The sequence below is a fragment of the Mesorhizobium sp. B283B1A genome (genome assembly GCF_020165735.1).
Lineage (GTDB): Bacteria > Pseudomonadota > Alphaproteobacteria > Rhizobiales > Rhizobiaceae > Mesorhizobium > Mesorhizobium opportunistum.
In genome coordinates this window covers 113,161-130,108 of the sequence record NZ_JAIUIQ010000007.1, presented here as the reverse complement: position 1 = coordinate 130,108, position 16,948 = coordinate 113,161, and the positions used below count along the sequence as shown (strand labels likewise).

Here is a 16,948-nt window from a genome sequence, read left to right as displayed (position 1 = left end):
TTAACGGGTGCGGCGAAAACCGTACCATCTGGACAGCAGGAACTGGACTATGGGCAAGGTAACAGGCTTTCTCGAAATCGACCGGCAGGTCCACAAGTACCAGCCGGCCTCCGACCGCATCCGGCATTTCCGCGAATTCACGCTGCCGATGTCGGACAAGGAGGTCGAGAAACAGGCCGCGCGCTGCATGGATTGCGGCATTCCGTTCTGCCACGGGCCGACGGGCTGCCCGATCCACAACCAGATCCCCGACTGGAACGACCTTGTCTACAACCGTGACTGGGACAATGCGATCCGCAACCTGCATTCGACCAACAATTTCCCGGAATTCACCGGCCGCATCTGCCCGGCACCTTGCGAGGAAGCCTGCACGCTGAATCTCGAGGACATTCCGGTCGCCATCAAGACGGTGGAGCAGGCGATCGCCGACAAGGCCTATGAGACCGGCCATATCAGGCCCTATCCGCCGGAGAAGAAGACCGGCAAGCGGGTCGCTATCATCGGTTCCGGCCCCGCGGGCATGGCAGCAGCCCAGCAACTTGGGCGCGCCGGCCACGACGTTCACGTCTACGAGCGCGAAAGCCGTCCAGGCGGGCTGATGCGCTACGGCATCCCCGACTTCAAGATCGAGAAGCACTATATCGACCGCCGCATCGAGCAGATGCAGGGCGAGGGCGTGACTTTCCATTGCGGTGTCAATGTCGGTGTCGACAAGCCTGTTGCCGAACTGCTCGCCGAACACGATGCCGTGCTCTATTGCGGCGGTTCGGAAACGCCACGCGCGGCCGGCATTCCCGGTGACGATCTCGGCGGCGTGCATGACGCCATGCCCTATCTGGTGCAGCAGAACCGCCGCGTCGGCGGCGAGCCGATCCAGTCGGTGGCCTGGCCCTCGCACCCGATCATCGCCGGCGGCCAGCATGTGGTCGTCGTCGGCGGCGGCGATACGGCCTCCGACTGTGTCGGCACGGCTTTCCGGCAGGGCGCGGTGCGCGTCACCCAGCTCGACATCCGCCCGCAACCGCCGGAGAAGGAAGACAAGCTCGCGGTCTGGCCCTACTGGGCGACCAAGATGCGCACGTCGTCCTCGCAGGCCGAAGGCGCCGAGCGCGAGTTCCAGGTGGCGACGCTCGAGTTCATCGGCGAGGAGGGCCAGCTGACCGGCGTCAAATGCTGCGAAGTCGACGAGAAGCGCAAGCCGATCCCCGGCACCGACTTCGTCATCCGCGCCGACCTCGCCTTCATCGCCATCGGCTTTGCCGGGCCGACGACGGCCGGTGTGGTGACGGAACTGGAGGGGGAGATGAAGGTCACCACCGACAGCCGCCGCTCCCGGAATGTCGAGGCCAATGACCGCGACTACAAGACCAGCGTCGACAGGCTCTACGCGGCGGGCGATGTGCGCCGCGGCCAGTCGCTGGTGGTCTGGGCGATCCGCGAAGGCCGCCAGGCGGCGCGGTCGATCGACGAGGCGTTGATGGGAACGAGCGTACTGCCGCGTTAAGGCGCGATCGCCGTCGTCGTGTCAGCCGAGGCGGCCGCAGCGGCGGAGCTTGTCTTGGGCGGCCAGGAAAAATCGTCTGCACGGCCGGGTGAAGCCGCCGGCGCCTTGCCCTCGATCACCAGTCTTTCACCGGGAAGAGCCGGATTGGCTTTTGCCGGCGGCGCGTCACCGAGCAATTCGGTGCCGCCGTCGAGCGCCGGATCGCTGAGCAGCATGGGCACGGTGCGGTCGATGACGATGGGTGCGGCGGCCGACGCCGGGGCCTCGACAGGGGCGCCTGCCGGTGCGGCGGCCGGGGCCATGTTTCCGGACGCGGCCAGACCGAGGATCTTCATCAGCGGCTTTTCGGTGTAGAAGGCGAGCTTGCGCTTGCCGGCTTTCGAGACGTTGATGCCGTCATCGGCGCGCAGCCGCACCGGCTGGCCGTTCATGTCGGGGCCGCTGGTGATGAAGGCGCCGTTCTCGTCGACGAAGCCATCCCAGACATCGACGAACTCGCCGCCGTTCTTCTGGGCCGCCGAATGGTAGATGTCGTTGAAGGCCAGCATGTCGGAGGTCATCTTCGCCACCCGGAAGGCCGGCATGCCGACCCAAAGGAACGGCACCTTGGTGCTGGCGATGGCTTTGCCGAGTTCGTCGGTGCGGCGCTCGTATTCCTTGGTCCAGTTCTCGGACCGGGGTTGCTCGCGAACGTCCCCCACCATCATCTGCTGACGGTCGTTGGACCCCAGCATGACGACCACGGCGGCCGGTTTCTCGGTCTCGATCAGCGACTTGATCTGTTCGGGCCAGTTGTAGAAATCGTCGCGCACGAAACCGGACGAACCATTGGAGCGAACGACGATCCTGACGCCGGGATTCTCCGCGAAGGCGGTGTCCAGGCCTTCGGAGAGGCCGGCCGCCATGAAGTCGCCGACCACCAGGACGGTCCGGGCATCCGGCGCCTTGTCGACCACCGGGGTTTCCGGTTCCGCGGGCGGACGGGGAGCGCGCGGCTTTTTCGCCTTGGGTCTTGCCTTCTGGATGGTCGGCGGCGGCTCAAACCGCTCGCTGCGGCGCGGAAACAGAAGGTCGCGCAACGACCAGCCACGATTTTGCTGCTGCTCCTGCGCCATGGCCGGCGCATGGAAGGCACTGGCAGCGCCGATCACAAGCAGAACAATCGCCAGAATCAGGATCGGCATGCGGCGAACAAGGATCGCGATACGCGCGGCCGAAACCAATCACTCCTCCTCCCCTTGCGCCCACCCCACAAAACGAGCCGGTTTTGGGACCGGGCGCAAGTTCAAAGTACCGTTGCGCCTGGTGCGTCCGCCAAAAACGCACTCGGCGCCGTGGCCGGCTCTATTTTTGCCGGAGCCATTTGAGCACTTCCATGCTCGGATACCCGTCCTGGGTCAAGCCGACCTTTGCCTGATAGGCCATGATGGCGGTCTTCGATCCGTCGCCGATCTTGCCGTCGAACTTGCCGTCGTAAAGCCCATGTTGCGAAAGCCGCTTCTGCAGCTCCTGCCGTTCCTCGAAACTGAGCTTGGTGAAAGGCCGCTTCCAATCCTGCACAAGACCGCTGGAGCCGGCGATCTCGTTGGCAAGAAGGCCGACGGCGAGGGCATATTTGTCGGCGTTGTTGTAGGCCTTGATCACCGAGAAATTCCTGATCATCAGGAACGCCGGTCCGCCGCGGCCATCCGGCACTTTGAGCGTCGCCTTGTCGGTGAGGTTCTTGAACGGCTTGCCGCTGGCCCTGACGACGCCGAGCGCCTGCCATTGCGCCAGGGTTTTCGAGCCGGCCGGCAGTTTTCCCGCCGGCAAGGCGACTTCATAGCCCCAGGTCTTGCCGGCCTGCCAGCCATTCTTCTTCAACAGATTGGCCGATGTCGCCAGCGCGTCGGGGATGGAATTCCAGATATCGCGCTTGCCGTTGCCGTCCATGTCGACGGCATAGTGCTGGTAACTGGTGGGGATGAACTGGGTCTGGCCCATGGCGCCGGCCCAGGAGCCCATCAGGTGGCCTTCGTCGATGTCGCCGGTCTGCAGGATCTTCAGCGCCGCGACCAACTGGGTGCGGGCATATTTGGACCGCTTCGGATCGCCATAGGCAAGCGTCGCCAGCGAACGCACGACATTGCGCATGATGTCGTCGCGCTTGAGGATTTCGCCATAGTTCGATTCCATCGACCAGATAGCCAGCAGAATGTAGCGGTCGACGCCGAACTTCGCCTCGATCCTGTCCAGCCACGGCTTCCACTTTTTCGCCATCTGCTGCCCGACGGCGACGGACTGGTCATGGACGCGGTTGTCGAAATAGTCCCAGGCGGGCGCGGTGAATTCGGGTTGGGTGCGGGCTTTTTCCAGCACCACCGGATCGGGTTCGTTGATACTCCTGAAAGCCTGATCGTAGACAGAGCCGGAAACGCCGCCCGCCACGGCCGTGGCGCGGAAGCCGGCGACCCATTGCCGGAAACCGGCGTCGGCGAAGACCGGCCCGGCAGGCATCAGCATAGCGAGCGAGAGGCTGGCCGCCGTCATGACGCTGGTGAAACGTTTTGCGGCATTGCGAACGGACATCTCTTCCTCCTTCTCTGTCTCAGGAAAGACCATTCATCGCCGAACCGGGTTATGAATTAGTTTACCATAGGCAATGCCTGGAACGAAAAGACGTCTCGATGCTTTACGGATGGGAGTTTCCCCTCGGTCTTGCCAGTAATCCTCAAATCCGGCGTGAAAATGTCGCCGGACGGGGATTGCGGAGCCAGCCATCAAATGGATAATTGGCGTATGAAGAGAGTTCGCAAGGCAGTTTTTCCAGTCGCTGGTCTCGGCACGCGGTTTCTCCCCGCCACCAAGGCTGTTCCCAAGGAAATGCTGACCGTCGTCGACCGGCCGGTCATCCAGTATGTGGTGGATGAGGCGCGCGAGGCAGGCATCGAACATTTCATCTTCGTCACCGGCCGCAACAAGGCGGTCATCGAGGATCATTTCGATATCCAGTTCGAGCTCTATGACACGCTCGCCCAGCGCGGCAAGGACGAGCAGCTAGCCCGGTTGCAGCGGCTGCAGCCGGCGCCGGGACAGACCAGCTTCACGCGCCAGCAGGTGCCGATGGGGCTTGGCCATGCCGTCTGGTGCGCGCGCGAACTGGTCGGCGACGAGCCGTTCGCGCTGCTGTTGCCCGACATGATCATGCAGTCGGAAAAGAGCTGCATGAAGGAGATGGTCGATCTCTACGCCGAGACCGGCAACAACATCATCGCCGTGCAGGAGTGCGATCCGGCCGAAGCCCATAAATATGGCATTGTCGGCCGGGGCGAACCGACCCATCACGGCTTCCGCATCACCGAAATGGTCGAGAAGCCAAAGACCGGCACCGCGCCGTCGAACCTGTACATCAACGGCCGCTACATCCTGCAGCCCGAGATCTTCAAGATCCTCGAAGGGCAGGAGAAGGGCGCCGGCAACGAGATCCAGCTCACCGACGCGATGCTGAAGCTGGAGAAGCAGCAGGCCTTCTACGGCTACCACTATCAGGGCCGCACCTTCGACTGCGGCTCCCCGGAAGGCTTCGTCGAGGCCAATGTCGCCTTCGCGCTGTGGCGAAGCGACATGAATCACAGCATGGCCGGCGTCATCCGCACGCTTCTCGACGAGATGAAGCCATCAGAGCGGCGCGGGGCAGCATTCTAGGATGTGCTGATATTCAGGTGAGGCCGGCCTGCGAATGGCGGCTTCCTGCGCTTCCGGTACTCACGTACCCAAACGTACGCTCCGTTCCGGTTCTCGGAACCCACCATTCTCGGCGCCGCCTGACCTGAATCTCAACACATCCTTGGCGTTGCAGGCGCCTTCACTGCTGCACCTTCACGCCGAGATAGATGCTGTTGGCGGTGTAGTCGCGGCCTGGCAAATTGCTGGTCAGCTTTTCGGTCCTCACCTTGCTGGTGAGGCCGGCATAGCGGTTCAGCCACCAAGTCAGCCCGGCCTCGGCGCTCAAAATCCTGTCATGGCCGTCGATGCCGACATAGTTGCGCCAGTCGAGGCCCAGGGCCGCGTTGCCGGTGAGGTTGGCCCGGATCTGCCGCTCGCCGGTCAGGCGGCCGGAGTAGAGGATATCGCCGCTTTCACCTGCCGTGGTCGTGGTCTCGACGGTGCTGCTGCCGGTCAGGCCGATCGTGGTGCCACGCTCGGGCGACCATTTGAGGGCGGCGTTGACGGTGGCGCCTGAAATGGGCTCCAGGCTCTTGTCTTCGATCGCTTCGCGCAGCCACCCCGCCGAGAATTCGCCCGAGAGCTTCTCACCCATGTCGAGCTGCAGGCCGGCACGGGCGCCGAGCCGCGTCGAGGAGCGCTCGAAGCCTTCATTGTCGATGCGCTGATCGTAGGTGCGGCGGCCGACCTCGATTTCGCTGAACGGGGTGAGGGCGGGGGAGATTTCGTAACCGGTGCGCAAAGTCGCCGTATAGAGCGTGTTGTCCTGGTCCTTCTGCGACAGCGAGGTGCCGTCCGAAAGCTTGGCGTCGCCGTAAAAGTCGTGCGCGACCGCGCCGGTCAGCGTGTACTGCATCTTGCCGACCGCCTTTTCGACGGCAAGGCTGCCGTCGACGGTCTGCCGCAGCGGCTGGGTGCTGACGCCGGCAATGGCGTCCGGCGATGATGCCGATTCCGGCACGGCCTCGTAGCCGAGCTTGGCGATGGCGCGCAACTCGTTGTCGAGGTCGACATTGTACTGGCCTTCGATGCGGCCCTGCGCATTGTGAACGGGATAACCCGACACCGTTTCGCGGAACAGGCCGTAGCCATCAATGACAGCAGAGTTCTCGCGCCAGTCGGAAGTGGCGGAAAAGCGCAGCGCCGTCTCCGACAGCAGCGCCGATTTGCCGGCGCTGCTCGAATCGCCGTTCGACGTGGCGGTCAGGCCCTGTTCGATCGTCGGCCGGATGACGAAGGAACCCCATTTGACGCCGGGGGCGGCGAACGGGTCGTCCTCTGGCTTCTTCTTCTGGCCTTCGATGGCGTCGGTGCGCTCGGCACCGGGGTCGAGCTTTTGCTTGTCGGCGCTGTCGATGGTGCGGACACGGCGGTTGGCCGTCTCCTCGCCCGTGTCCGTTGTATCGGTTGCATCCGTCGTGGAGGCCGTCGTTGAAGCGGTGGTATCGGTGGACGTCGTTTTTTTCTTCTTTTTCGACCCGTCTGCCGCATTGTCGGAAGTCTTGGAGCCCGCCTTGGTCTTGTCCTGATCCGCCTGCCCGCCAGTCGATGGACGGCGGCGAGGCTTGGCCGGCTTCGAAGCGTCGGCAGAGGCATCGTCGGTCGCCTGCGGCGGGTCGAAAATGCTGCCGGACGCGCTTGCGTCGTTGCTGTCCGTATCGTCAGGCACGGCGCCGGCGCTGGCCGGCAGATAGGTGTCGGCCTGTGCGTCCTGCACGGCGTTGGCCGGTGCCTGCTGGCCCTGTCTTGCCAAGGCAAGCTGCCGCGCCTTGCGCTGCTGGTCGGACAGGATCGCCGATTCGGACACCTCGCCGCGCAGTTCCGTCTCCTGGGCATGCAGCGGTGCCGGGCGCAGCAAGGCAAACATGCTGGTCGCCAGCAGCAAGGCGCAGACCGCCTTGCCCTGTCGTCCTGTCGATTTTTCTGGCTGGACCCCGGACATCGCCACCACTGCTTGCGCGGCGCCTTGAGCGCCATACTTACCGAACCGTAAATGGGGATGGTTAACGGAGGGTTGAGACGGGTCCCTTACCGGGTCCCGGACGCCGGTTTCGAAAGGGAATCATACCGCCTTCGTCAAGCTTCCTGTTTTCATGCCGGTCGCTGGCCCATTCCGTCTCACAGCCCGGCCGATATCCGTGGGGCCATTTCTGTTGGACAGGCGGGCGGCAAAGCGCTAATCGCATCACCCATGCATGCGAAATCCCTCAATAAGAAGCCCCTGGACAGGCAGGCGTCGATCGCTTCGGCGCTGAGAACGGTGGCGACCGAACAGGCCGGGATCGCAGCCCTGGCCGAGGCGCTCGAGAACGGCCTGGCCGCACCTTTCGCCCAGGCGGTCGACACGATCTCGAAGATCGAAGGCCGGCTCATCGTCACCGGTGTCGGCAAAAGCGGCCATATCGGTTCGAAGATCGCGGCGACGCTTGCCTCGACCGGCACGCCGGCTTTCTTCGTCCATCCGGTCGAGGCCAACCATGGCGATCTCGGCATGATCGCCAGGGACGACGCCATCATCGCCATCTCATGGTCTGGCGAGAGCAAGGAGATGCTGGGCATCGTCGCCTATTCCAGGCGCTTCTCCATTCCGCTCATCGCCATCACCTCCGGAGAGACATCGGCGCTGGCGCGGGCCGCCGACGTCGTGCTGCTTTTGCCACGCACCCCGGAGGCCTGTCCGCACGGCCTGGCGCCGACGACGTCGACCCTGCTGCAACTGGTCATTGGCGACGCGCTGGCGATCGCGCTGCTCGAGGCGCGCGGCTTCACACCGGACCATTTCCGCACTTTCCATCCCGGCGGCCAGCTTGGCGCCAACCTGACCCTGGTCTCGGAGATCATGCGGGTCGGCGACCAGATTCCGCTGGCTTCGCTCGGCACCAAGATGCCGGAAGCGGTGATGACGCTGTCGCAGAAGAAAGTCGGCTGCGTCCTGATCGTCGACGCCAACGGCGAACTGGCTGGGATCATCACCGATGGCGACGTTGCCCGCAACCTGCACCGTAACCTGGCCGACGTCATCGTCGACGAGGTGATGACCCGCACGCCCAAGACGGTCGACCCGCAGACGCTTGCCGGTACGGCGATCGCGCTGCTCAACGAGCACAATATCGGCGCCCTGGTGGTGACCAAGAACAACATGCCGCTGGGCGTGGTGCATTTCCACGACCTGCTTCGCATCGGCGCCGCCTAAGGTATCGATATTCAGGTGAGGCCGGCCTGCAAACGACGGCTTTCTGCGCTTCCGGTGCTCACGGACCCAAATGTCCGCTCCGCTCCAGTTCTCGAAAGCCATCGTTTTCGACGCGGCCTGATCTGAATCTCAATACCTTAGCGCAGTCTGAAGATTCAGACCCGCTCCACCGTGAGTTCCAGGTCTGTATCCGCCGCACTCGTGACACGGACCTGCGTGCCGGCCGGCAGATCCGGGCCAGAGACGCGCCACAGCGTATCGCCGAGCTTGATGCGGCCACGGCCGTCCCTGATCGGCTCGGCAAGCGTCGCCATCTTGCCGACCATCTGGGCGCCGCGCCGGTTGAGCAGCGGCTGGTCCGTCGGATCATGGCGCCCGCCGACCAGTTTCTTGCCGACATAGGCAGAGACCAGCGAAAGCGCGAGGAAAGCGAGTACCTGGACCTGCCAAGTCCAGATGGCCACATCCCAGATCAGCAGCGACAGCGCGCCGATGATGAGCGCCGCGATGCCGATCCACAGCATGAAGATGCCCGGCGCGATGATTTCCATCACCAGCAGGACGAAGCCCAGGACCATCCAGCTCCACGGGCCGAGTTCGGAAATGACACGGTCGATCATGGTCTACTCCCAAACCGCAGACATCAATTGTCGCTTGGCTTGACGACGGGCGGGCGTGAAACCTGCCGCTGCGTGCCGGCCGGGCCATCGCCCTTGAACACTTCCCTGGCGATCTCGCCGATGCCGCCGAGCGAACCGATCAACGACGACGCCTCGAAAGGCATCAGCACGATCTTGCTGTTGGTGGCCGAGCCGATCTTGCCCAGTGCCTCGGTGTATTTCTGGGCGACGAAGTAGTTCAGCGCCTGCACGTCGCCCTTGGAAATCGCTTCCGACACCACCTGGGTGGCGCGGGCTTCCGCTTCGGCCGAGCGCTCGCGGGCCTCGGCGTCGCGGAAGGCGGCTTCCTTGCGGCCCTCGGCTTCGAGGATCTGCGACTGCTTGAGGCCTTCGGCGGCGAGAATCTGCGCCCGCTTGTTACGCTCGGCGGTCATTTGGCGGCCCATCGATTCGATCAGGTTGGCCGGCGGGTTGATGTCCTTGATCTCGACGCGGGTGATCTTGATGCCCCACGGATGCGCCGCCTCGTCGACGACACGCAGCAAGCGCTCGTTGATGGCGTCGCGGTTGGACAACAGTTCGTCGAGGTCCATCGAACCCATGACGGTGCGGATGTTGGTCATCGTTAGGTTGAGGATCGCGTTCTGCAGCCCGGCAACCTGATAGGCCGCCTGTGCCGCGTTGAGGATCTGGAAGAAGGCGATGCCGTCGACACCGACAATGGCGTTGTCGCGGGTGATGATCTCCTGGCTCGGAACGTCGAGCACCTGCTCCATCATGTTCATCTTGGCGCCGATACGGTCGACGAACGGCGTGATGATGTTGAGGCCTGGGCTCAGTGTCCTTGTATAACGGCCGAAACGTTCGACGGTATAGTTGTAGCCTTGCGGAATTGTTTTGATGCCTTTGAACAGCACCAGCACGACAAGCGCGACCAGCACTACGACCGCAATATCGAAACCACTGAAATCCATTTGGCTCTCCCTCAGAAGCAAGTCGCGCGAGCCATTCCCGCGCAGCCAGCTTCAGCAAAGACTTAAGTGTGTTTCAGCAGCGTTACAATCAGGTGATGAGGGATTGTTTGCGGGTCTGCAGCTAGCGGTTGAAGGCAAACAGGCCTGCATCCGTGTCGTCGAAGCCGCCGATGGAGGCCGAGACGATCTCCGAGGCAATTCGCGAGAAGGTGATGCCGTTGCCGCCGTAACCCATCACGGCATGGATGCGCGGGTGTCTCGGAATGGCGCCGATATAGGGCAGGCCGGTGGTCGTGGTGCCGAAGGACCCGGTCCAGGCAAATTCAGGCCTGACGTCGAGACGTGGAAACAGCCGGCTAAGTTTTGCGGCGATGCGCGCGCTCTTGTCGGCGATCAGTTCGTCGCGGCGTGCCTCGTCGATGAGGTCCTCGTCCTCGCCGCCGCAGATGACCCTGCCGTCGGCTGTCGCCCTGACATAGAGATAGGGCTCGGATGCTTCCCAGATGAAAGCTGCCCGCGGCCAGAGCTTTCGCGGCTGCGGGCGTGTCGCTATAGCCCAGGTCGAGATGATCCGGTGAGCGGCCGCCGGCACGATGTCGACCAGTTCATAGCCGGTGGCCAGAACAACATGCCGCGCCGTGATCATCGGGCCACCCTTGGTCGCCACGACCACCGCGTCGGCACTGTCCTCGATCGTTGTTGCCTCGACGGGGGCGTGGAAACGTGCCTTGCGCTCCAACGCCTTCAACAGCAGCCCGGCGGTCAGCTTGCGCGGGTCGAGCGCGATATTGCCGTGGCTGAGGATGGCGCCGCCGCGCTCGATACCGTAGCGCTCGGCCAGCGGCTGCGGAGTGAGATAGATTGCGGCGATACCCGCTTGCCGGCGGGCTTCGGTTTCGTCCCGCAGTTCCGAAGCGCTGAGCATGGTGCCGGCCAGATAGAGCGATTGGGTACGGCTCAGGCGGCAGTCGATGGCCAGATCTTCGATACGACCGGCCAGACTGGAAATGGCGAGCCGCGAGCGTCTCCAGGCCTGCTGCGCTTTGGACTCGCCGATCATCTTGATCAACACTGAAAGCGGCTGGTCGAGTTCGAATTCGACCAGCGCCGTGGTCGCCGCGGTCGAGCCTTTCACCGGCCCGCGCCGGTCGATGCAGATCACGGAATGACCGTCCGCCGTCAGTACTTCGGCCATCATGGCGCCGCTGATGCCCATGCCGACGATCAGCACATCGGCCTTGGCGTCACGGCTCAGCGCGGTCGTCGGCACCGCAGGCGCCCGATAGGCGGACCAGACGGGCCGGCCAGTTCTGAGGTCGAGTTGGCGGGGCATCGAACGCTCCGGAAGGTGCGCCTCAACGCCCCGGAGTGGCCGTTGTTCCGGCGTCAGGCCCAGCCGGAGAGTTCGCGCCGCACCAGCGCCTCGATCACCGCCATGCCCTCGGCGCTGTCGTTGAGACAAGGGATGTGGGCGAAGTTCTTGCCGCCGGCATGATGGAAGGTTTCGGCGGCCTCGCGACCAATCTCGTCCAGCGTCTCGATGCAGTCGACGGAAAAGCCGGGATTGACGATGGCGATCGACTTCACGCCGTCCTTGCCCAGTTTCTCCACCGTCTTGTCGGTATAGGGCTGCAGCCATTCCTGCGCGCCGAAGCGCGACTGGAAGGTGATGATCAGTTTCTTGTCATCCCAGCCGAGCCGTTCGCGCAGCAGGCGTGTCGTCTTCTGGCAGTGGCAATGATAGGGATCGCCCTTCTCGAAATAGGGCTTCGGGATGCCATGATAGGAGGTGATGACAACCTCGGGTTCGAAATCGAGCGTCGCCAGATGCTGTTCGATCGAACGCGCCAACGCCTCGATGTAGACCGGCTCGTCATGGTAGGACGGCACGCTGCGCACCGCAGGCGCGCGACGCATCTTCATCAAAGCGCGAAACAGCTGGTCATTGGCGGTCGCGGTGGTGGTCGCCGAATATTGCGGGTAGAGCGGGAATGAAAGAATGCGGTCGCAGCCTTGCGCGACCAGCCTCTCGACGACGCTTGCCGTCGACGGATTTCCGTACCGCATTGCCCAATCGACCACGACATTGGGCAGGTCGCGCAATGCCTCGGCCAGTTTCTCGCTCTGAGCGCGCGTATAGGTGCGTAGCGGCGACTCGTTCTTCTCCCGGTTCCAGATCCTGGCGTAGTTGGCGCCCGACTTCTTCGGCCGCATGGTGAGCACCAGGCCATAGAGGATCGGATACCAGACCGCCTTGTTGAGCTCGATGACACGCGGATCGGACAGGAATTCCCTAAGATAGCGCCACATTGGCTTGAAATCGGTACCGTCCGGCGTGCCGAGATTGATCAGTACGACGCCCACCTTGCCCGCCTTGACCGGCAGGTGGCCGGCAGGCAACGGGCCGATGGCTTTCGCGGCCTTGGCATCGACGGAGGTGGAAAGCGTCATAAGAGTTCTCCAGGAGACGCGAACCTAACCATCTTGCGCGCGCTTTCAATGCAGCGTCTGGCCGCACCTTAGCCTGAAAACACAAAACCCGCCCGGTTTCCCAGGCAGGCTTGGTGCTGGAAGAGGTAAAGTGAGGCTACTTCGCTGGAATGGTCAGCGATGCGCCGGGCATAAGCCGGTGCGGCTTCTGACCCTTGTTGGCATCATAGATGAGCTTCCACTTGGTCGCGTCGCCATAAGCCTTCTTTGCCAGGTCCCAGTAGGTGTCGCCGGCAACGATCACATGATTGCCCGTAGCCGGCGCGGCCTCTGCGGGTTTTGCCGGCTCGGCGGGCGCGGGGGCTGCCGGGGCGGGTGCTGCCGGTGCAGGAGCCGTCTCGGCCGGCTTTGCCGGTTCAGCAGGTGCAGCCTCTGTCGACATGGCCGGCGGCTTGTTGGCAATATCGCCGGAGTTGGCGGGCAGGTCAGGCATTGCCGGTGCCGCGTCCGCGGGCTTCGCCGGTTCAGCCGGCTTGGCGGCTTCGGCCGGCGCTGGCTTCGCCGGTTCGGCGGGCTTTGCCGGTTCTGCCGCCGGTGCCGCCGCGACGGTCGCGGCAATCTCGGTGATGCGGCCGTCGAGCTTGGGCGTGTAGGGCCGATGCGCGCCGAGATAGTCGGCAACCACCTGTTCGAGGCCGGGGCCGTAGTCGTAGGCCTTCTTGGCTTTTTCGGCGAAGACCTTGTAGCCGTCGCCACCCTGGCGGACGTAATTGTTGGTGGCGACCAGATAGTCCTTGTCGGGATTGATCGGCGCCCAGGCGCCGTTCTCCATCACTTCGACCGACTTGACGCGGCCGGCATTGGGCGCGACCGACTTGTCGAAGGAATATTTCAGGCCGGCGACCTGCGGGAAGCGGCCGGCGCCGTCCTCGATCTGGCTGAGGCCGCTTTCGAGGCCGGCGACCAGGTCCTTGCCGGAGATCTGGAAGGTCGCCAGCGTGTTCTGGAACGGCAGCACCGTCAGCACCTCGCCCATGGTGACGGTGCCCTTGTCGATCGAGGCGCGCAGGCCGCCGCCATTGGAGATGACGATCTCGACGCCCTGTCCCTTGACGCGGTCGAGGATGGCGTCGGAAACGAGGTTGCCCATCGCGCATTCATGGACGCGGCAGCTCTCGCGGCTGCCGTCGATGACGTCGGTGGTCTCGGCGACTTCCTTGTTCTTCAAGGCCTCGATCGGCGCGCCAAGCTCCTTGATGCGGGCGAGCACGGCAGGATCCGGCGTGATCGACTTGTCGAGAGAGATCGGATCGCCGCTCGCCGATTTGACGACGCCATTGTCGTCGAACACGACCTTGAACTCGCCGAGATATTTCGAATAGGACGCCGCCTGCACGACCGGCACCTTGTAGCCGTCGGGATTGTCGGCCATCGTCGGATAGGGGCCTGCCGCCTTCGGATCGGTATTCGACAAAAGCGTATGGCTGTGGCCGCCGACGACCACGTCGATGCCCGGGATCTTGGCGATGACGTCGCTCTCCCGGTTGTAGCCGATATGGGTCACGGCGATGATCTTGTTGACGCCTTGGGCCTTGAGTTTCTCGACCTCAGCCGTGATCGACTTGACGTCGTCCGCGATGGCGATGTTGGGGCCGGGGGAGGCGAGTTCGGGCGTGTCGTTGGTGACGGCGCCGACAATGCCGATCTTCTGGCCGCCGACCTCCACGACGATCGACGGCTTGATCTTGCCCGCCGCGCCGGACTTGTCGTTGGGCACGACATTGGCACTGACGACCGGAAACTTCGCCTTGTCGAGATAAGGCACCAGCGCGCTCTCGCCGTCGTCGAATTCGTGGTTGCCGAGCGTCACAGCGTCGGGTTTTATCTGATTGAGGAATTCCTCTTCCACGGCGCCCTTGTAGGTTGTGTAGAACAGCGATCCTTGGAAGCTGTCACCTGCATTGAGCAGCAGTACGTTCTGGCCTTCGAGCTTCTTGCGTTCCTGGGCGATCGCGGTGACCAGCCGGCCGGCGCCGCCGATGCATTCGCCCTTGGTCTCCTCATCGGCCGAACAGGTCGATTCGTATTTGTTGTTGCCTTCGATGCGGCTGTGCCAATCGTTGAAATGCAAAATGTTCAGTGTGTAGTCGGCAAAGGATGCGCCGGCCGACAGACCAAGCGTCGATGCGGAAAGGGCGGCTATGGCGGCAAGCTTCTTCATCTTCGTCTCCCGGCAGGCTGATCCAAGGCGTTTAACGCCCTTGCTTGACTGGGATATAACAGCCAGCATTTTGGCCATGTTCCCATCACGTTTCGGCTGACGCAAGCGGAAATGCCGGCTGTATTTTCCGGCGAAAACCCCGGGGTGTTTTCTGGCGCAAAAAAAGGACCGCGGCCTGTTGACCGCCGTCCCTCGTGAGGCGCTATGAGGCGAACCCCTGCTCGTTCAGGTGCGTCGCGTCAGCACGAAGTTCTGGCCGGACGAACTGGTGCAGTTCAGCTGGCTGGTCGACACCAGCAGGCAGTTGAAGCTGACACCGGTCTGGCGGATCAGCGATGTGCCGTTGATCTGCACCGACGTGGCGCCGGTCATCGTGTAGCTGCCATCCGCCAGCTTCTGGCCGGTGTCGGTGGCCACCGTCGCGAATTTCCCGGCGGTGAAGGTCGACAGGCCGGTGCCCTTGGCGTCGATCCAGGAGCCTTCGACGCCTTTCGGCGAGGCTGCCATCGGCGGCTCGCCAGGACCGCTGGTGGCACAGGCAGCAAGCATCGAGGCCACGGCACCCGCCATGCCCATCGAAAGAAATTTGCGCGCAATAGTCATATGAAATCCTCTCCAAACGCATCGGCCCAAAAATCGGGTTCGATTTTGGAAAGCGCGATGCGAACGCCCAAAATGCTAGAGTGTGCCTTGTGCGCCCAACGGGACGCACAAAGCTGTCTAGGCCGCATCCCTTCAATCGCCCGATTTCCGGGCGATTGCAAGGTAATGGGGCATGCTATCGGACGAGGATGTTGCGGAATTGCCACGGGTCGCTGCGGTCGAGGTCCTCCGGGAACAGGCCCGGGCGCCTGTCGAGCGGTGTCCAGTCGGTATAGTAACCCTTGACCGGCCCGAGATAGGGCGACTGCACGTCGAGGCAGCGCCTGTAGTCCATTTCGTCGGCCTCGACGATGCCGGCGTCCGGATTTTCCAGAGCCCAGACCATGCCGGCGAGAACCGCCGAGGTGACCTGCATGCCGGTGGCGTTCTGATAGGGCGCCAGCTTGCGCGCCTCGGCCAGCGAAAGCTGCGAGCCGTACCAGTAGGCATTCTTGTCATGGCCGTAGAGCAGGACGCCGAGCTCGTCGACGCCGTCGACCAGTTCGTTCTCGTCGAGCACGTGGTGCACCGGCTGCGGCTTGCCGGCAGCGCCGAACATCTCGTCCAGCGACAGCATCGCATCGTTGCAGGGATGGTAGGCATAGTGGCAGGTCGGGCGGTACTGGACCTTGCCCTTCTTGGAACGCACGGTGAAGAAATCGGCGATCGAGATCGCCTCGTTGTGCGTCACCAGCAGGCCGTACTGGGCGCCCGGCGTCGGGCACCATGAACGCACGCGCGTGTTGGCGCCCGGCTGCTCCAGATAGATCGCGGCCTTAGAGCCATGTTTGTGCTTCTTGCCGTTCTTCGGCATCCATTTTTCGTGTGTGCCCCAGCCAAGTTCGGCCGGCTGCACTCCTTCGGAGATGAAGCCCTCGACCGACCAGGTGTTCCAGAACACATCCATCGGCTTCGGCTTCTTGGTGCGCTGCGTGTCGCGCTCGGCGATGTGGATGCCCTTGACGCCGGCCTTCTTCATCAGCTTGGCCCAGCCTTCGCGGTCTTCCTGCGCGGGCTCCGAGAATTCCAGGCCAAGATCGGTGGCGAGATTGACCAGCGCCTGCTTGACGAACCACGAGACCATGCCGGGATTGGCACCGCAGGTGGAGACCGCCGTGGCGCCGCCGGGCTTGTCGTGCTTTTCCTTGATCAGGGCTTCTCGCAGCGCATAGTTGGTGCGGCTGGCATTGTCGGCTTTGGCGTCGAAATAGAACCCGAGCCAGGGTTCGACGACAGTGTCGATATAGAGCACGCCGAGCTTGCGGCAGAGCCGCATCAAGTCGACCGAGCCGGTATCGACCGACAGGTTGACGCAAAAGCCCTGGCCGCCGCCATTGGTCAGCAGCGGGGTCAGGAGCTTCTTGTAATTCTTCTCGGTCACCGCTTCCTGGACGAAGGCGATGCCGCGCTCGTCGAGCAGCTTGCGGTCGGTGTCGCGCGGGTCGAGGACCGTCATGCGCGACTTGTCGAACTTGAAATGGCGCTCGATCAGCGGCAGCGTTCCCCGTCCGATCGAGCCAAAGCCGATCATCACCACAGGGCCGGTGATCTCACCGTAAACGGGCCAGTTTTCAGTCGCCATTTTATCGAGCACTCCTCAAAAAACACTCCAGAACAGCCGCTTGGCCGCGGCGCGACAAACCATAGATCATTGTCACA

Annotated in this window: 13 protein-coding genes; 3 read left to right on the top strand and 10 right to left on the bottom strand. The window is 63.3% G+C overall.

Translation table 11 applies throughout. The annotated features are described in order from the left end of the window. Window positions 1–49 precede the first annotated feature (49 nt). On the top strand, window positions 50–1,504 hold the full coding sequence (locus LB577_RS08050) for a glutamate synthase subunit beta (RefSeq protein WP_224686284.1): 1,455 nt from the start codon (window positions 50–52) through the stop codon (window positions 1,502–1,504). Here the strand turns inward: LB577_RS08050 and LB577_RS08045 are convergent. Both LB577_RS08045 and LB577_RS08040 read right to left on the bottom strand, forming a co-directional pair. After that, complete coding sequence (locus LB577_RS08045) at window positions 1,501–2,727, bottom strand: DUF459 domain-containing protein (protein WP_224686283.1); 1,227 nt, start codon at window positions 2,725–2,727, stop codon at window positions 1,501–1,503. The genes LB577_RS08050 and LB577_RS08045 overlap by 4 nt on opposite strands. Window positions 2,728–2,848: 121 nt before the next feature. After that, window positions 2,849–4,072 (bottom strand): lytic murein transglycosylase, encoded by a 1,224-nt coding sequence (locus LB577_RS08040; RefSeq protein WP_224686282.1) that lies wholly within the window; start codon window positions 4,070–4,072, stop codon window positions 2,849–2,851. A gap of 210 nt (window positions 4,073–4,282) precedes the next feature. Here LB577_RS08040 and galU point away from each other — a divergent pair, with 210 nt between their 5' ends. Continuing rightward, window positions 4,283–5,188: a UTP--glucose-1-phosphate uridylyltransferase GalU gene (gene galU, locus LB577_RS08035; protein WP_023765813.1), complete on the top strand. Its 906-nt coding sequence runs from the start codon at window positions 4,283–4,285 to the stop codon at window positions 5,186–5,188. Window positions 5,189–5,348: 160 nt separating this feature from the next. On the opposite strand, the gene LB577_RS08030 is transcribed toward galU, so the two are convergent. Beyond that, the gene (locus tag LB577_RS08030; RefSeq protein WP_224686281.1) at window positions 5,349–7,151 is read right to left on the bottom strand and encodes an outer membrane beta-barrel protein; all 1,803 of its coding nucleotides are present in this window, start codon (window positions 7,149–7,151) and stop codon (window positions 5,349–5,351) included. Window positions 7,152–7,400: 249 nt separating this feature from the next. Between LB577_RS08030 and LB577_RS08025 the strand changes: the two genes are divergently transcribed. After that, entirely contained in the window at window positions 7,401–8,402 is a 1,002-nt protein-coding gene (locus LB577_RS08025) for an SIS domain-containing protein (protein ID WP_224686280.1), read from the top strand. A 155-nt stretch (window positions 8,403–8,557) separates the two neighbouring features. On the opposite strand, the gene LB577_RS08020 is transcribed toward LB577_RS08025, so the two are convergent. The 7 genes from LB577_RS08020 to LB577_RS07990 all read right to left on the bottom strand — a co-directional run bounded on the left by LB577_RS08020 (window position 8,558) and on the right by LB577_RS07990 (window position 16,871). Then, window positions 8,558–9,022: an NfeD family protein gene (locus LB577_RS08020; RefSeq protein WP_023778517.1), complete on the bottom strand. Its 465-nt coding sequence runs from the start codon at window positions 9,020–9,022 to the stop codon at window positions 8,558–8,560. 23 nt (window positions 9,023–9,045) lie between these two features. Next, a complete protein-coding gene (locus LB577_RS08015) occupies window positions 9,046–9,996 on the bottom strand; it encodes an SPFH domain-containing protein (protein WP_013893138.1) in 951 nt (316 codons plus the stop codon). A gap of 121 nt (window positions 9,997–10,117) precedes the next feature. After that, window positions 10,118–11,329, bottom strand: a complete 1,212-nt coding sequence (locus LB577_RS08010; RefSeq protein WP_224686279.1) for an NAD(P)/FAD-dependent oxidoreductase — start codon at window positions 11,327–11,329, stop codon at window positions 10,118–10,120. Between the two features lie 53 nt (window positions 11,330–11,382). After that, the gene (gene hemH / locus LB577_RS08005; RefSeq protein ID WP_224686278.1) at window positions 11,383–12,447 is read right to left on the bottom strand and encodes a ferrochelatase; all 1,065 of its coding nucleotides are present in this window, start codon (window positions 12,445–12,447) and stop codon (window positions 11,383–11,385) included. A 136-nt stretch (window positions 12,448–12,583) separates the two neighbouring features. After that, window positions 12,584–14,647 carry a bifunctional metallophosphatase/5'-nucleotidase gene (locus LB577_RS08000; protein ID WP_224686277.1) on the bottom strand — a complete coding sequence of 688 codons (2,064 nt, stop codon included), beginning with the start codon at window positions 14,645–14,647 and terminating at the stop codon, window positions 12,584–12,586. Between the two features lie 225 nt (window positions 14,648–14,872). Next, window positions 14,873–15,250 carry a hypothetical protein gene (locus LB577_RS07995; protein ID WP_023765806.1) on the bottom strand — a complete coding sequence of 126 codons (378 nt, stop codon included), beginning with the start codon at window positions 15,248–15,250 and terminating at the stop codon, window positions 14,873–14,875. Between the two features lie 175 nt (window positions 15,251–15,425). After that, on the bottom strand, window positions 15,426–16,871 hold the full coding sequence (locus LB577_RS07990) for a homospermidine synthase (protein WP_224686276.1): 1,446 nt from the start codon (window positions 16,869–16,871) through the stop codon (window positions 15,426–15,428). Window positions 16,872–16,948 lie beyond the last annotated feature (77 nt).

Coding starts and splice junctions, on each gene's coding strand:
- LB577_RS07995 (WP_023765806.1), bottom strand. CDS start 15,250: ATGACTATTGCGCGCAAATTTCTTTCGATGGGCATGGCGGGTGCCGTG.
- hemH (WP_224686278.1), bottom strand. CDS start 12,447: ATGACGCTTTCCACCTCCGTCGATGCCAAGGCCGCGAAAGCCATCGGC.
- LB577_RS08010 (WP_224686279.1), bottom strand. CDS start 11,329: ATGCCCCGCCAACTCGACCTCAGAACTGGCCGGCCCGTCTGGTCCGCC.
- LB577_RS08000 (WP_224686277.1), bottom strand. CDS start 14,647: ATGAAGAAGCTTGCCGCCATAGCCGCCCTTTCCGCATCGACGCTTGGT.
- LB577_RS08025 (WP_224686280.1), top strand. CDS start 7,401: ATGCATGCGAAATCCCTCAATAAGAAGCCCCTGGACAGGCAGGCGTCG.
- galU (WP_023765813.1), top strand. CDS start 4,283: ATGAAGAGAGTTCGCAAGGCAGTTTTTCCAGTCGCTGGTCTCGGCACG.
- LB577_RS08020 (WP_023778517.1), bottom strand. CDS start 9,022: ATGATCGACCGTGTCATTTCCGAACTCGGCCCGTGGAGCTGGATGGTC.
- LB577_RS08040 (WP_224686282.1), bottom strand. CDS start 4,072: ATGTCCGTTCGCAATGCCGCAAAACGTTTCACCAGCGTCATGACGGCG.
- LB577_RS08015 (WP_013893138.1), bottom strand. CDS start 9,996: ATGGATTTCAGTGGTTTCGATATTGCGGTCGTAGTGCTGGTCGCGCTT.
- LB577_RS08050 (WP_224686284.1), top strand. CDS start 50: ATGGGCAAGGTAACAGGCTTTCTCGAAATCGACCGGCAGGTCCACAAG.
- LB577_RS08030 (WP_224686281.1), bottom strand. CDS start 7,151: ATGTCCGGGGTCCAGCCAGAAAAATCGACAGGACGACAGGGCAAGGCG.
- LB577_RS07990 (WP_224686276.1), bottom strand. CDS start 16,871: ATGGCGACTGAAAACTGGCCCGTTTACGGTGAGATCACCGGCCCTGTG.